We start from the raw sequence: 16,294 nt of genomic DNA, 5'->3' as shown, positions 1-16,294 counted from the left end.
ATAAACGGGAAAATGGTTATGTATCCAACACTTCAGTCCATGGGTATCACCAGCATACAGGACATTGAAAAATTTACTTTGCGTTACGAAGGCGGGCACGACGTACTGAAAATTTATTACCGTCGTGAAAAAGGATCTCTATTACCTAAGAGCAAAAAGTTTAAATTTGGTCGCTCAACCAAAACCGTTCTAGCAGATGGCGGTCAACAAACTTATCGACAAGTACAAGAACCGTCGCTCATTGTTTTACGTGCGATGGAAGAGCTAGAAAAAATTGTTGGCAAACAACATGAAAGCAAAGCCACTAAAGAAGATTTGATCAAAGAATTGGAACATTTAGAAAAAGTGGTGAACAGCAAGATAGAAGAAATAAAGACAAAAATACAAGCTATGGAATAATGTCCTGCTAACGTCTGCGGCAAGCACTTTCTCTTAACGCTGGATTACTTACTCAATCCAGCGTTAAGAGAAAGTGCTTGCTGGCTTGACAATAAAAATCCCGCTACAATCCTACGTTCTGCAAAAGATCATTGTGTGATATTTCGCGTATTTTAGTCCCCCTAAAAATCCCTTATATAAGTTATTTGAGTCTGAATTTATGCATCTTGTTACCTCTACCACTGAGCTTGCTGACATCATCCGCAATGGCGGTGTCATTGCTTACCCAACAGAAGCTGTCTGGGGATTGGGTTGCGATCCTTTTAACGAAGCAGCGGTAAGACGTATTCTCACGTTAAAATCGCGCCCTGAAGAAAAAGGGCTAATCTTGATTGCTGGTGCACAGGAAGATTTAAGACCTTGGCTCGAGACCCTAGACACTCATGCCGCACAGCGCCTTATCAGTGTGAACGACACGCCAACATCTTGGGTTGTGCCTGATACACATATCACACCCAGCTGGGTAAGAGGAGAGCATCAGAGCGTTGCTATTCGTCTTTCTCAACACCTACCAGTGCAGCGTCTTTGTCAGGCTTTTCAAGGGGTAATAGTGTCGACTTCAGCGAACCCTGCCGGGCTAGAACCAGCTCTTAGCGCGGAAGAAGTACACGCCTATTTTGGGGACAAAATAGACGCCATTTATCATGCCCCTTTAGGCGGCGCATCAAAGCCCTCTCAAGTGAGAGATATTCTAACAGACAAACTGTTTCGCGTTTAGCCATTTAAAAAGCCCACTTGCGGTGACGTATAATGACAGTTTCTGTGTAAAAGCGTCTTTTTTATCCACAACTCATATCAACCAACAAAAAAGCCACACAACATTTTTTATGAAATGTTGTGTGGCTTTGCATTTACTCAAACTAAGCTCCTAGGCTTTCATGATAGTCTAGTGACCACCCAGATACGCTTCTCGCACTTCAGGGTTCACCAAAAGCTCGGCCCCTGTGCCTGTTAGCTTAATTTCACCATTCACCATAACGTAACCACGATTGGCCAGTTTTAGGGCATGGTTCGCATTTTGTTCAACCAAAAAGATCGTCATACCAGTACTGGCCACGTCTTTCAGAATCTGAAAAATCTGCTTCACGATAATCGGTGCGAGTCCTAAACTAGGCTCATCCAATAGCAGTAATTTAGGTCGGCTCATTAATGCACGAGCGATTGCCAGCATTTGCTGCTCGCCACCCGACATGGTCGAGGCTCTCTGATTACGACGCTCCAACAAACGTGGAAACATCTCAAACATACGCTGCATGTCTTTTTCCGCATGCTCCATACCTATCGGTATGGTTCCCATCAGCAAGTTTTCTTCTACCGACATACTAGGAAAAATACGACGTCCTTCAGGAGACTGAGCCAAACCATTGGACGCAACATAGTGAGCCGATTTTTGCGAAATATCCTCACCACGATAAATAATTTCACCAGAAGAAATACGCGGTTGCCCAAAAATAGACATCAAAAGTGTCGATTTACCAGCACCGTTTGCCCCAATCAAGGTGACTATTTCACCTTCATCGATCGTCAAAGACACCTTCTTTAGTGCTTGAATTGGACCATAATGCACATCGACATCTTTAAACTGCATTAAAGTAGTCATAGTGTCACCTCTTCACCTTCTTCTGCACCAAGATACGCCGCAATCACTTTCGGGTTATTTTTGATATCGTCAGGACCCCCTTTGGCAATCACTTCACCATGATCCAATACAACAATATAATCAGAAATATCCATTACCATGCCCATATCATGCTCTATAAGCAGTACCGTCGTGTTGTGTTGATCACGTAATACACGAATCATTTTTGTCAAAGCTTCGGTTTCAGACGGGTTCAGACCTGCTGCGGGTTCATCTAAACAAACAATCTCGGGGTTCGTACACATAGCACGGGCAATCTCTAAACGACGCTGTTGACCATAGGAAAGCTCTCCCGCCAAACGATTAGCAGCCCCCACTAAATCAACCACACCCAGCCAATAAAAAGCACGCTCAAGCGCTTCTTCTTCAGATTTCCGGTAGCCTTTCGTATTCAGAATACCCGCAATCAAGCTTCGATTGACGCGCATATGCTGAGCAACCAGCAAGTTCTCAACCACCGACATTTCTTTAAACAAACGAATGTTTTGAAAAGTCCGCGACAGTCCAGCACGGTTTACCAAATGCGAGCCGCCAAACATCTTGTATTTAAGACGAGAAAAAAAGGCAACCGGAGAAAAAAATCTGTCAGTTGGAAAGGCTCGCCCAGCACTTTAATAATACTGGTCTCTTTACCACCCGCAGACAAAATGATCTTGCCACCCGTTGCTTTGTAGAAGCCGGTCAGACAGTTAAACACAGTAGTTTTGCCTGCACCATTCGGACCAATAAGAGCTGAAACCGATCCACGCTTAATGTCAAAAGTCACATCATTCAGCGCCTTAATACCACCAAAATGCATCACCAAGTTTTCAACGGCTAAAATATTTTCTTGGCTCATTTCACTACCCCTTTTCTCGCTGCAAAACCAGTTCGCGTGACACGAACAATACCTCGAGGTTTCCAAATCATCATGACTACCATCAAAATACCAAACATTAAGACACGGTATTCTGCGAATTCCCTCAACATCTCAGGCAATACAGTCAAACAAAAGGCGGCAATGACCACACCCAATGTCGAGCCCCATTCCCCCTAACACGACAATCGCCAAAATAAGTGCCGATTCGAAAAAAGTAAAAGAAGAAGGGTTAACGAAACCTTGATAAGTTGCAAAGAACACACCCGCTAAGCCACCTGTGGAAGCGCCTAGCATAAAAGCAGAAAGTTTCACTAATACATGGTTCAACCCTAGTGAACGACATGCTATTTCGTCTTCGCGAAGCGCTTCCCACGCACGGCCTATTGGCATTTTCACCAGGCGGTGTTTGATGAAGAGCACAGCCCATACGACGGCAAACAAGACGATATAAATAAACATATATCGATACGCAGAATCATAGGGGATATTAAAGAACTCATGAAACGTACTGCCATCTCGTGATCGGCGCGTAAACTCTAGCCCAAAAAAGTTGGCATCGGTGCAGATACACCATTTGGACCGTGGGTAAATGAAGCCCAGTTTGTTAACACCAAGCGAATAATTTCACCAAAACCCAAAGTCACAATCGCCAAATAATCGCCGTGCATACGCAACACAGGGAAACCCAATATCGCGCCTGCAACTGCCGCCATCAGGGCGGCTATTGGCAACATAGACCAAAAACCCAGCCCTAGATTTTCATAGCCCAATGCCAGACCATAAGCGCCGATAGCATAAAAGCCCACAAAACCTAGGTCCAATAAGCCAGCAAGCCCAACGACTATGTTTAGACCCAAGCCAAGCAAAACATAAATCAAACCTAGAATAACGACCGTTAAAACATATTTTGAAGCGATGAATGGCACAAGCAAACCAATCGCTATCACCAAAGGAATAATCCACACCATTTTGGATTTATGCCCTGGTGGCAACACAGTCGCGCCATCATTGCTATTGGCATAACGAAAAGCCATGGCGATGCCTTTTTCTGTTTGAAAAAAGCTAGACATGGCAAAGCGCCCAATAATAACAACCAACACCATCCAAGCTACTTTGCCGAACTCAGCATTGAAGCTATAGCCATCCAACACCACACCGACAATCGGACCGAATAAAATCAAGGCCATAAAACCAGCGATTAAGGCATCGATACTGCTTTTTTTAAAATTAATTCCGACAGATTGGCTCATTTATACTTTCTCCACTTCAGGTTTGCCGAGAAGGCCACTTGGGCGAATAATCAAAATGAGAACTAACAAAGAAAACGAGAAAACATCTTTGTAATCAGAACTAATTAATCCAGCAAACAAGGCTTCAGATAGACCTAAAATCAGACCGCCTAACATGGCGCCAGGCAAAGAACCTATGCCACCCAAAACCGCCGCGGTAAAGGCCTTAATGCCGATAATGAAACCAATATAAAAATCGAACGCGCCATAATCTAACGTAATCAAAACACCCGCTAACGCCGCCATTGTCGCGCCAATAACGAACACAGTTGAAATAATTTTATCGGTGTCTATACCTAAGATAGACGCCATTTTTCGATCTTGTTGAGTCGCACGACACATGCGACCTAATTTTGTTTTTTGAATAACGTAAGTCAAAATCCCCATGCCAGCAAAAGCGGCAATAAGAATAAAGACTTTCATGTAGGTAATTTGTACAAAGCCGTCACCGACGTGAAAACGCAATGCGCCAGTCAACATGGTTGGGACACCCTGTTGATTTGCACCTTGGCTTAGCTGTACATAGTTTTGCAAAATCAGCGACATACCGATCGCCGAAATTAATACTGCTAGACGACTGGAATTACGCAATGGACGATAAGCCACTCGTTCAATCACCCATCCATAAGCACCCGTTACCACAATCGTTAGAAAGAGCGTGCCGATTATGACAATAAGAAAAGATTCAAAACCTAAAAAGGTTAACAAGGCACTAATCAGTGCAATAGCGATCGCAGTAATATAAGAAGACACCATGTAGACATCGCCATGGGCGAAGTTAATCATGCCGATAATGCCATACACCATGGTGTAACCGATCGCAATGAGTCCCATAAACAGAGCCAAGGGTAAGACCGTTTACCAACTGCTGGAGAACGATATCCATCGTAAGACCTCGTGGGGATTTTTGAACAGGAAGAACATGTTTACCAACACAATCCTTGTGTCAGTAAACATGTATTAGTTATGCCTAAAAAATAACAACTAACGTAAAAATCAATCTACTACGCTATATTTACCTTGAGCATCCCACTCGTACATAACGTAGTCGGAAACGGTCAAATCGCCTTTTTCATCAAAGTCTTTTTTACCCATTACGGTATCCACAGAGTGAGATTTCAACCACTCAGCACCTTTAATAGGATCTAGATTATTATTGGCCAATGCGGCAACAGCGACTTGCATAGCGGTGTAAGAGTAAAGAGTGTAACCCTCTGGCTCATAACCCGCATCGCGAAACTCTTTGATTACTTTAGCACCAGAAGGGTAAGACGTTGGTGGCGCACCAAATGTCATTAATACACCATCGACATATTCAGGAGAACCGGCAACAGATACAAACTCATCGGATACGATACCATCACCTGAAATGAAAATGGCTTTAGAGCCTTGCTCACGTAACTGACGAACCAATGGGCCAGCTTCAGAGTGAAGCCCACCAAAATACACAACATCTGCATCAACTGAACGAATCTTAGTAATCAAGGCGTTAAAGTCTTTTTCACCACGAGTCAAACCTTCGTACATGACTTCGTTTACGCCATAAGCATTCAGAGTGGACTTCATGGCATCCGCCAAGCCTTTACCGTAAGTATCTTTATCATGGATGACAGCCACGCGTTTAGCGCCTAGCTTATCGACGATATAGCTAGCAGCCACATCCCCTTGCTGATCATCACGACCACACACACGGAAAACGTTTGGTAAACCTTGGTCTGTTAATGTTGGGTTCGTTGACGCAGGTGTTACCATGATAACGCCTGCTTCTTCATAAATTTTAGACGCTGGAATAGAAGAAGAGGAACAGAAATGCCCCACTACAGCTAAAGCACCGTCAGAGTCAACCAGACGGTTAGCCACAGACACCGCTTGTTTTGGCTCACAGGCATCGTCCGCTTTCACCAATGTTATCATTTCACCATTGATGCCACCTGCGGCATTGATATCTTGAGCGGCTTTTTCAGCCCCTTTCCATAACTGCTCACCAAAAGCCGCATAAGCACCAGTATGAGGACCTGCCACACCGATCACGACGTCTGCTTGAGCCAGTGTCGCCGCACCAGCAACAGCAAGAGAAATTAATGTTTTTCTAACAACCGCATTTGACATAAGAAAAGCCTCTATTCGTTTTGTGTTTTATCGTTATTATTCAAAAGCAAGAAGCGTTCCAATAGTTTAAGCCCAAAGAAAAAGCATAAAAAATGGAACTTTCACAGCAACTATCCAAAAAATGTGCACTGGAATGAAGCTACACATTAATATCAGTCTAAAGTTTGGTCAATAGTAGTGCAGATAAATATTGCAAATAACCTAAGAGAAATCCTGTGATACAAAAAAAACACAAAATAAATCACTAGAATTATTTGAGTTTATGGTTTTTTCAACTTACAGACGAAAGGATGTGCACTAAACAAGAGCGAAATAAGGGCTGGCAAAAATAAAGGGGCATATAGAGGTATCACTAGTGCGATTCTGAAAAAAACCGTACTTCTTATAATTTAGTATAAAAAACCAATAAGAAATTGATAAAAGCTCGGTTTTTTTATCAAAAAACTCCGATTTAATTAAATACCGGAGTTTTACGTCTATTTTGTTTCAGACATGGTCGGTTTAGAAGGAGGAGAAGCGATCAGCAATTCAGAGATCCTCACTAAACGAACACCATCTTGCTCTAAATTCTTCAAACGCTTTTTAAGATATGCCGTGGTTTCTGGATAAGGATGTCCTATGGCCAAAGCACTTCCATGACGTTTAGCTAGTTTTACTAAACGAGAAAATTGCTTGTCTATCGCCTCTTCCGTGCGGATATTGTCTAAAAACACGTCTCTTCCTACCGTTTTTAAACCATATTCTTGTGCGGTTTTTTTGGCCACACTTTGAGCACTGGTTAAACTATCAATAAAAAACAAGGATCGGTCTTTTAACGTTTCCATGACCCATTCCATCGAATGAACCTTAGTGGTTAACAAACTGCCCATATGATTATTTACCCCTTGAATACCAGGCAAACTATCCAAATCCTTGCTTAACGTGCTTTTTAATTCCTGTTCCGTCATGCTCGCATACAAACCACCAGGACCAAGTTTTAGCTCTCGCTGATTTTCCATAGGCGCATGCAAAAGCGTAATACGACTCTGCTTTTGGGAGGTTAGAGCGGTTTGCAAAGCAAAAGGCGTACTTGGCAAAATCGCCAATGCCACCTCCGTAGGCAGCAATAAAGACGATTCCATGCCATCTCGACTGTAACCAAGATCATCAATCAAAATCGCTATTTGTGGCATTTTTGGGTGCACGTCAACCGCTAATATTTTTGCCGGCGTGACTATTTTTTTCGGAGAATCAGTGGAAGCAGGCTTAGGGACTGAAAGCAGGCTCTCATTAGGCACGACATCCAGCAGAACGGGGACATCTAACAAAGGCGCAATAGAAGGTTTCCATGGCGCCTCTTGCGGATCTTGTAAAATGGAAGGGTAAGAATCAGATGGCAGACGAGTCTCAGTTGTGTTTTCTGGTTCTAACAACACCGGCCCCAAATGCTCTGGCAAAATGATCGGCTCTTTCTCGGAAGGCGTCTTGTCTGACGCCACCATGACACCTTCCTGTGACGCCATCATGCCCTCTTCTGACGCACTCACGTCATCCGACGATGCCATAGCATGTTGCTCGACAACCAACTCGCCCGCCAAAGAGTCATCCAAATATTCAGAACCTGCATCCGATGCGTTCCCCCCTGGCAAAGCGAGCAAAAACCCTACAAGCAAACACACTTTCTTAAAATAAAACAAAGGAGCAGTTACCCCAACAATACATTTGTGAAAAACAGATCGCTATTTCTGCACTAATTTAGGCAAGGTTTTCAGAATCGTAACCGCTTGAAACAATTGAAAATCTGTTTTTGCCAATTCACCAATATCGGACAAAACATCCGCACTGGTTCGTTCTTTACCGCCCGTACCATTTCCTAAATGCCCTTTTAGTTCAGACTCTTTAACCAAAAACGGGTCTTTATCAAAGGTTAATGTCGCTTGTGGCACAATCAGATCGGGCGTAATACCCTGAGCTTGGATAGAACGACCATTTGGCGTGTAATATAAGGCGGTGGTTAATTTTACCGCATCACCATTGGATAAGGGAACCACTGTTTGAACAGAGCCTTTACCAAACGTTTCCGTGCCTAACACCACCGCACGCTGATGATCCTGTAACGCGCCAGCAACAATTTCTGACGCCGACGCAGAGCCATCGTTTACCATAACAACAACAGGAATTTGCTTAAATTTTGTATTTTTCGCAGTGGCCTTAAACTGACTTTTCGACATCTCATGACGCCCACTGGTATAAACGATCATACCTTTATCAATAAAAGCGTCTACCACCCCAACAGCACTTTGCAAAACACCACCGGGATTATTACGCAAATCTAAGACAACCCCTTGAATTTTACTTTGTGCAGCGAGTTTATCGATGGCTTCATAAAACTCTATGTCGCTATCACCTTGAAATTGACTGATGCGAAAATAAGCGATTCCTGTATCCAGCCATTTCGCGGTAACACTGGCGTCTTCAACCAATCGACGTGTTAACTCGTAATGTTTAATTTCACCGTCTCGCTCGATATCCAGCGAGACGGTAGAACCCACTTCACCACGCATGAGCGTCACAATATCTTGCATACCCAAGTCAGTAATTAACGTATTATCAATTTTGATAATAACATCACCAGGCAAAATCCCTGCCTCGGCAGCAGCGGAGCCATCCACAGGCGTGACTATGGTCAATCGCTTGTCTTTCATCTCGACTTCAACACCAATGCCCGCATAATTACCAGAGGTCAGCTCATTAAAATCAGCTAATTCTGTTTTCGTAAAATACTCAGAATGCGGATCGAGTCCAGAAACCATACCTTTTAGTGCTTTATGAAGAATGTCTTCATCAGACAGTGTTTCAACGTAACCCTCACGAATAGTTTCGAAGGTTTCAACAAACGATTGAATCTCGGCAGTAGGCAATTTAGATGCTTGTTTAGTATCCGCAGAAAAAGCCGGCTGAACCAATAGCACCATAAACAAAACGGGGATTCGTTGACGCAAAATATTGATCATATTTCTTCCTATGACTTTTTTACTAGCAGCGGTACTGGGACTGTCATGAACGTTACCCAGCATCTATCCAAGAAAGTGGTTTTAATGGCGTACCATTATGGCGAATTGCAAAAAATAAAGCAGCATCAGGACGACCACCAGTACTACCAGCCATTGCGACAGTATCATTGGCCCTCACCCATTCTCCCACTTCTTTCAATAAACTTTGGTTATACCCATACAGTGACATGTAGCCGTCACCATGATCTAAGATAAGTAAAAAGCCGAAACCACGCATCCAGTCAGAAAATACGACACGCCCTGAAAATATAGCGTGAACGGACTCGCCTTCTTTGGCTCTAAGCGTCACCCCACCCAAATTTATACTGCCCGTTGCAGGCAGCGTCGCCAATGTCTTTAACGGCCTCACTAACTTGCCTCGTTGGGATGAAAAAGGGACATCTTGATCTGGGATTTTCACATCAGCCAAGGCTTCTTCTAGGCGTTGCAACATATCCTGTAAATTTTGTTGATCCTGCAATAATTGCTTAGAACGTTTATCACCTTGTGCTAGATCCTGATCAAGTTTTACCAATAAATTACGACGTTCAGCTTGTTGACTTAACAGACGACTGCGTTCTTCTTTAAGCTGAATTTCTTCTTTGGCTTGTTGAGGCTCGATGACTGCGAATGCTGTTTTCAACCAAACTCAGATCATTCACTTCATTCACAAAACCGTTGATCAAGGACTGCCTTGCCGTAGAAAAGTAGCGATTATATTGCACTAAACGCTGCGCTTCTTCTGAGGTATTACCATTTAACAATAACTTAATGCTTTCTTCATTACCGGAACGATAAACCGCCCTTAATTGGGCGGCTATTTGTTCATTTTGCTGTTGGATACTAAGCTGAAGAGAACGCTGCTGAACTCTCAATTCGCCCAGCTGCTCGTCACCTTTTTTTAAGCTTTCCTGAATTTCTTGGATCTTCTTAAGCAATGCCTGAATGTCTTTTTCTTTGCCTTCAAGTTGCTTCTCTACATCCGATCGCTCAGACTTCAAGTCCTTTAACCAACTATTAAGCTTTTGCAAATCCTTTTGCAATGCTTGAATTTGTTGCTTAGCTTCTTCAGGCGTTTGCGGTTCACCTGCTGTCCAACCTAAACTAGGCAGCAAGCACAAACACAAAAGCAAACTACGAAATAGTAAGACCATTACCGCCTCATGCCCGTGTGAGCAAGCTCACACCTGTCATTTCTGCTGGCTTGTCCATTCCCATCATATCGAGTAACGTCGGAGCAAGGTCACACAATGCGCCTTCTTTTATACCCAAACCTTGTGTAGGAGAAAACAGAACAAGAGGCACAGGACCAATCGTATGAGACGTCAACGGCTGAGAACCATCATCACTTAACATTTGCTCTACGTTACCGTGATCGGCAGTAATCAAACATTGACCACCATTCACTTTCAACGCCTCAATGATCCGACCCAAGCAAGCATCTACCGCTTCTACGGCTTTAACGGCGGCTTCAAAAATACCACTGTGTCCAACCATGTCACCGTTAGCAAAGTTACAAATAATAGTGTCATATTTGCCCGCTTTGATGACTTCAACCAGTTTGTCTGTCACTTCTGGTGCACTCATTTCAGGCTTCAGGTCGTAAGTCGCCACATTAGGTGAGGGGATCAACTCACGTTCTTCACCATCAAACAGGGCCTCTTCACCACCATTAAAAAAGAACGTCACATGAGCGTATTTTTCGGTTTCGGCAATACGTAATTGTTTTTTGCCATGCTTGGCTAGCACTTCACCCAAGGTATTGGTTAACGCCACTGGAGGAAACGCCACATCCACTTGAATATCAGATGAAAACTCAGTAAAAGTCACAAACGCTGCCAGTTTTGGATAAACGGCACGAGTGAAGCCATCAAAGTCGGCATCGGTAAAAGCACGCGTTAATTGACGCGCACGATCCGGACGGAAGTTAGCAAAAATAATCGCATCACCATCTTGAACAGGTGCCGATTCACCAACGATAGTGGCTTTAACAAATTCATCATTTTCGTCACGATCATAAGCCGCTTGAATTGCACCTTCAGCGGTATCCGCTTGGAACTCACCTTTACCTAACACAATCGCATCGTAAGCAGTTTGAACACGATCCCAACGATTATCACGGTCCATTGCATAATAACGACCAGTCAGAGTAGCGATTTTGCCTACACCGAGTTCCGCAAGTTTGGACTCTAATTCAGCCACAGGCGTTTTAGCAGAGCGAGGTGGCGTATCACGACCATCAGTGAAACCATGCACATACACAGCTTTGGCACCACGCTTTGCTGCTAATTCGCACATTGCCATAATTTGCTCATGATGACTATGAACACCACCATCAGACAACAATCCCAAAATATGCACCGCTTTGTTAGCGCCGACGGCTTTATCAACCGCATTAACAAGGGCTTCGTTTTCAAAGAACGAACCGTCTTCAATGGCTTTGCCAATGCGAGTAAAGTTTTGATAAACCACTCGACCCGCACCTAAGTTCATGTGCCCCACTTCGGAATTACCCATTTGGCCTTCTGGTAAACCGACCGCTAAGCCAGACGTTTTGATGAGTGTATGCGGATGACCATTCCACAACGCGTCCCAGTTCGGCGTATTTGCGGCGGCAATGGCATTAGAAGTAGAGGTTTCACTGTACCCCCATCCATCAAGGATGAAGAGAGCTGTGGTTTTTTTGTTCATGTTAATCTATCCCGTAAATTGATCATGAGTATGGCTTGATACTATCACAGGCCTGTAATTTAGTTACAGACTAGCGTGCCTATTCGGACTATTAATTTCACTAATAACAGGCTATGACTCATTTCGCTTTGACAATAGCCAGTCTCGAAAAATCACCACTTGCTCAAGATCGGCTTTATCGGCCGGATAAGACAAAAGGTACTCATGTGGTGTCGACACCGCTTTACCAAAAGGCGCCACCAACTCACCATTATGCAGACTCCGTTCGGCTAGTATGGTCGGCATAATGGCAATTCCCATACTGTTTTTAGCGGCTTCTAGCAACATATGAAAATGCGCGAAAGACGCCCCTGCAAAAGAGCCACTCTCTAGCCCTTGTGCAACCATCCAATCGGGCCACGCATTAATACGTGATGATAAATGCAGGAAAGGAAATAAAGTAACGTCTTCGGCTCGCCACTCAGTGGCTAATTTATCGGCAACCCGTTTCAATAATTCAGGTGCTACCACCGCGACCACTTTTTCTTTCATCAATTGATGAGAAATCGCGCGAGGCCAATGATCTCCACCATAATGCAAAATAATATCGATGCTTTCTGGGTCTATCTTGGCTGCATCGTCTAACGAACGCACTTTGATTTGAAACTGCGGATGGTCTAGTTGGAACTCAGCCAACAAAGGCATCAACCAATACGATGCCAAGGTAGGTAATGCAGATATCGTCAAGGTAGTTTTTTCATCTTCGCGGTGTAACATCCGCAAACACGCATTTTCCATCCCATCTAATAAAGGCACCACTTCTTTGTAATAAGCCGCTCCCGTTCCAGTTAACACCAAGCGTTTATTAAGACGAATAAACAAATCTCGTGACAAGAATTCTTCAAGGTTACGAATTTGACGGCTGACGGCACTTTGAGTGAGATGTAACTCTTCCGCGGCTTTAGTAAAACTTAAATGTCGTACAGACGCTTCAAAACATTTTAGTGCAGTTGACGATGGGATATAACGGCGCATGTAGGCGTTACTCATTCACATAAATAAAAAGACATAAATAAAAAGACAAAAACGAAAGTAAACACAAGAAGACAATAACTCTACCCTATATCAGATTTATTCCCAACCAGCAAAATAAAAAAACGCACCATAAAGATGCGTTTTATTGTCAGCATTATTCGCTGTAAGCTTATGTGATGGTCAAACTAATCGACACTTTGCATGATGAAGCGAGCGAAACCAAGACGAATCTGTTTTTAACAGAGTATTGGCGAGCCTCTGTAATTATTCTAATCCAAAGCGTGCGCCTGCTGTCCCAAATGGTAAGTATGCGCCCCTACTTCATAAAACAAACGCTTTAACTCTCGAAACGAAATATCTCTGAGTATCGTGGTCGGTATGGATAAGCTTTCTCTTTGACCTGATAACCATTGCGCCAACTCGGCACCAACCACAGTTCCTGGTCCAATACCGCGACCGCTGTAGCCGGCGACACTGAATAGACCTTTTTCTAGCTGCTGGCAATGGGGCAAATGATCCTCACTGTAGGCAATTTTGCCAGTCCAGCAATAATCCCACTCTACTTTACTTAGGATCGGAAACAATTCGGTGACGCGCTGAGTTGCCCAATTTGATAACACACTGCCCTCGCCGCCCATGCCGCCAAAGACTAAGCGACCTTGTTGATCCAAGCGAAAAGAACTCATCACGGTACAAGTATCCCAAACGCCTTCTTTGTTTGGCAAAACGCTGGCAAGCTGCACATCGCTTAACGGTTTGGTCGCCAATTGAGAATAAAAAATTGGTACAAACTTACGCGCCTGCTCTTTTAGCCCAAATCCACTGTAGGCATTGGTCGCAAGAATCACTTTTTCAGCGTGCACCTGCCCCTTTTCGGTGTATAAAACCCAACCGTTATCGGCTGGCTCTATTTTACTCACTGGTGACTGATCAAAAAGTTTAGCACCTTCTTTTAGCGCTGCGTGAGCCAATCCACGAGCATAAGCCAAAGGCTGAATAGTACCCGCTCTTGGATCAAACAAGGCAGAGTTGAACTTATTAGAGCCAATACGCGCTTGCGCTTCTGCAGCATCTAGTAATTGAACAGGTGCACCGCGTTTTTTCATTTGCTCATAACGGCGCAGCAATTGCGCTAAGCCTGTTTTGCCAACCCCAGCATGCAAGGTGCCATTACGCACTGGCTCGCACTGAATGTCGTATTCTTTAATTAAACTATAAACAAAATCAGGCGCTGCCGCCAAAGCCTTGTACATGACACTGCCCGCTTCAGCACCAATGGCTTTATCTAACTGGTCGGGTTCTAGCCAAACACCTGCATTCGCCAAACCAACATTGCGTCCAGAACCACCAAAACCCACTTCTTGCGCTTCTACAACCGCAACAGAGACACCAAATTTAGCTAGATGTAAAGCAGCTGACAGCCCCGTAAAACCCGCGCCGACGATCACTACTTCGACCTCAACACGCCCTTCAAGAGGCGCCAACACAGGCGCCGCTGGAGAACTAGCGCGCCACAAAGAATTGCAGATTTTATCAGACATAAAATGACCTCATCAGGACATTGGCCAGAACGTAAATAGGCGAGAAACATCTCGCCTATTGAGTTACCTAATACTGTGTATTACTCAAAAATGATTCCCTGAGCTAACGGCAAATCACCACCGTAGTTGACGGTATTCGTGGTACGACGCATGTAGTTTCTCCACGCATCAGAACCCGATTCACGACCACCACCGGTTTCTTTTTCGCCACCAAACGCACCGCCAATCTCGGCACCAGACGTACCAATGTTAACGTTGGCAATACCACAGTCAGACCCTGCTGGAGACATGAACATTTCGGCTTCACGCATGCTTTCAGTGAAGACAGCAGACGATAAACCTTGTGGTACTTCGTTTTGAATCTCGATGGCCTCTTCAAAGGTGTTATACGTCAATACATACAGAATAGGCGCAAAAGTTTCTTCGTGAACAATTGGCGCATCATGAGCAATACGAACAATCGCTGGACGCACGTAGAAACCACCAGCCGGAACGCCTTCAGTAACACGTTCGCCACCGCAGACAATGTCGCCGCCTTGTTGTTTCGCAGTTTCTAGGGCCGCTTGCATACGATTAAAGCTGCCTTCGTCAATTAGTGGCCCAACCAAATTGCCTTCAACGATTGGGCTACCAACACGAAGCGAACCATAAGATTTCACCAAACGCTCAACCAAACCATCCACAATAGATTCATGGGTGATCAGACGACGCAATGTTGTGCAACGCTGACCAGCCGTACCAGCCGCCGAGAAAACAATCGCACGCAGCGCAAGATCCAAATCCGCGGTATCAGACACAATCATCGCGTTGTTACCACCAAGCTCTAACAAAGAACGACCTAAGCGACCTGCAACGGTTTTTGCCACCGCACGGCCCATTGCCGTCGAACCTGTCGCGGAAACAAGAGGGAAGATCTCGCTTGCCGCAATCGCTTCACCCAAATCACGACCACCAATCATCACAGACACCGCCGCTTTTGGAATATCAGGCATATCAGCAATGACATTCTGCGCGATTTGGTACATCGCCAAAGCACACAAGGGGGCTTTTTCAGAAGGTTTTAGCAAGATTGGATCACCACAGACAAGACCCAACATCGCATTCCAAGCCCAGACCGCCATTGGGAAGTTAAACGCTGTGATCACCGCAACAGGACCCAGTGGATGCCATTGCTCCATCATACGATGGCCTGGACGTTCAGATACGATAGACAAACCATGCAACATCCGAGATTGACCAACAGCAAAGTCACACACGTCGATCCACTCTTGTACTTCACCCAAGGCTTCAGGAGCAATTTTGCCCGCTTCTAAGGAGATGACTTGCGCCAATTCGGTTTTGTACTTACGCGCTTCTTCGCCAATACGGCGGACTAATTCGCCTCGACGTGGCGCTGGAATCACACGTAGTGCTTTAAAGGCGTCTTTTAGTTCAGCATTTACCTTGTCTAGTTGTGCCGGTGTCGCGTTGTTAAAGGTAGACAATACTTTACCATCGATTGGACTGTGAGCGGAAAAAGTGCTGCCTTCACCCAAAGCAACCGAATTACCCGTTAATACACTGTAAAAAGTATCGCCTTGTTTCAGGCTATTGACGCCCAACGTTTCTAAGCAAGTAAGTGACATAGGAACCTCTAAGATTTATGTATAAAAAGAACTCAACTTCCTCCACCTTAACCAGCC

The 16,294-nt window shown here is 44.5% G+C and carries 14 protein-coding genes and 2 pseudogenes; 2 read left to right on the top strand and 14 right to left on the bottom strand.

The genetic code is table 11. The features are described from left to right. Positions 1-18: 18 nt before the first annotated feature. Together AC0L6V_RS20745 and tsaC are read left to right on the top strand one after the other, a co-directional pair. Positions 19-399, top strand: coding sequence for a DUF3461 family protein (locus tag AC0L6V_RS20745; RefSeq protein ID WP_111606735.1), 381 nt, complete (start codon positions 19-21; stop codon positions 397-399). A gap of 199 nt (positions 400-598) precedes the next feature. Further along, positions 599-1,156 (top strand): L-threonylcarbamoyladenylate synthase type 1 TsaC, encoded by a 558-nt coding sequence (gene tsaC, locus AC0L6V_RS20740; protein WP_265220214.1) that lies wholly within the window; start codon positions 599-601, stop codon positions 1,154-1,156. Positions 1,157-1,324: 168 nt separating this feature from the next. Here the strand turns inward: tsaC and AC0L6V_RS20735 are convergent, their stop codons facing one another. From AC0L6V_RS20735 to amaB, 14 genes and pseudogenes are all read right to left on the bottom strand, one after another. Then, positions 1,325-2,038, bottom strand: coding sequence for an ABC transporter ATP-binding protein (locus AC0L6V_RS20735; RefSeq protein ID WP_111637561.1), 714 nt, complete (start codon positions 2,036-2,038; stop codon positions 1,325-1,327). Beyond that, complete coding sequence (locus AC0L6V_RS20730) at positions 2,035-2,598, bottom strand: ATP-binding cassette domain-containing protein (protein ID WP_418138572.1); 564 nt, start codon at positions 2,596-2,598, stop codon at positions 2,035-2,037. Before AC0L6V_RS20730 ends, AC0L6V_RS20735 begins: the two co-directional genes overlap by 4 nt. Continuing rightward, a complete protein-coding gene (locus AC0L6V_RS20725; protein WP_418138571.1) occupies positions 2,592-2,915 on the bottom strand; it encodes an ATP-binding cassette domain-containing protein in 324 nt (107 codons plus the stop codon). The genes AC0L6V_RS20730 and AC0L6V_RS20725 overlap by 7 nt, the downstream gene beginning before the upstream one ends. Next, positions 2,912-4,186, bottom strand: a pseudogene (livM, locus tag AC0L6V_RS20720) (high-affinity branched-chain amino acid ABC transporter permease LivM). Before livM ends, AC0L6V_RS20725 begins: the two are co-directional and overlap by 4 nt. Continuing rightward, positions 4,187-5,111 (bottom strand): annotated as a pseudogene (locus tag AC0L6V_RS20715) (ABC transporter permease subunit). It abuts the pseudogene before it with no gap. 110 nt (positions 5,112-5,221) lie between these two features. After that, complete coding sequence (locus AC0L6V_RS20710; RefSeq protein ID WP_265220211.1) at positions 5,222-6,334, bottom strand: branched-chain amino acid ABC transporter substrate-binding protein; 1,113 nt, start codon at positions 6,332-6,334, stop codon at positions 5,222-5,224. Positions 6,335-6,810: 476 nt separating this feature from the next. Beyond that, a complete protein-coding gene (locus tag AC0L6V_RS20705; RefSeq protein WP_265220210.1) occupies positions 6,811-7,986 on the bottom strand; it encodes a divergent polysaccharide deacetylase family protein in 1,176 nt (391 codons plus the stop codon). 66 nt (positions 7,987-8,052) lie between these two features. After that, positions 8,053-9,327, bottom strand: a complete 1,275-nt coding sequence (locus tag AC0L6V_RS20700; protein WP_111606728.1) for a S41 family peptidase — start codon at positions 9,325-9,327, stop codon at positions 8,053-8,055. A 52-nt stretch (positions 9,328-9,379) separates the two neighbouring features. Continuing rightward, positions 9,380-10,009, bottom strand: a complete 630-nt coding sequence (locus tag AC0L6V_RS20695; RefSeq protein WP_418138570.1) for a murein hydrolase activator EnvC family protein — start codon at positions 10,007-10,009, stop codon at positions 9,380-9,382. Next, positions 9,951-10,520, bottom strand: coding sequence for a murein hydrolase activator EnvC family protein (locus AC0L6V_RS20690; RefSeq protein ID WP_418138569.1), 570 nt, complete (start codon positions 10,518-10,520; stop codon positions 9,951-9,953). The genes AC0L6V_RS20695 and AC0L6V_RS20690 overlap by 59 nt, the downstream gene beginning before the upstream one ends. A 7-nt stretch (positions 10,521-10,527) precedes the next feature. Continuing rightward, complete coding sequence (gpmI, locus tag AC0L6V_RS20685) at positions 10,528-12,057, bottom strand: 2,3-bisphosphoglycerate-independent phosphoglycerate mutase (RefSeq protein ID WP_265220207.1); 1,530 nt, start codon at positions 12,055-12,057, stop codon at positions 10,528-10,530. 111 nt (positions 12,058-12,168) lie between these two features. Further along, positions 12,169-13,071: a LysR substrate-binding domain-containing protein gene (locus tag AC0L6V_RS20680; RefSeq protein ID WP_265220206.1), complete on the bottom strand. Its 903-nt coding sequence runs from the start codon at positions 13,069-13,071 to the stop codon at positions 12,169-12,171. A 269-nt stretch (positions 13,072-13,340) separates the two neighbouring features. Continuing rightward, positions 13,341-14,612 (bottom strand): NAD(P)/FAD-dependent oxidoreductase, encoded by a 1,272-nt coding sequence (locus tag AC0L6V_RS20675; protein WP_265220205.1) that lies wholly within the window; start codon positions 14,610-14,612, stop codon positions 13,341-13,343. Between the two features lie 80 nt (positions 14,613-14,692). After that, entirely contained in the window at positions 14,693-16,237 is a 1,545-nt protein-coding gene (gene amaB, locus AC0L6V_RS20670; RefSeq protein ID WP_265220204.1) for an L-piperidine-6-carboxylate dehydrogenase, read from the bottom strand. Between the last annotated feature and the right edge of the window lie 57 nt (positions 16,238-16,294).

The organism is Marinomonas sp. G8-14, from assembly GCF_055808935.1.
Note: the sequence above shows the minus strand (reverse complement) of the source record. Positions and strands in the feature narration are given on the sequence as shown.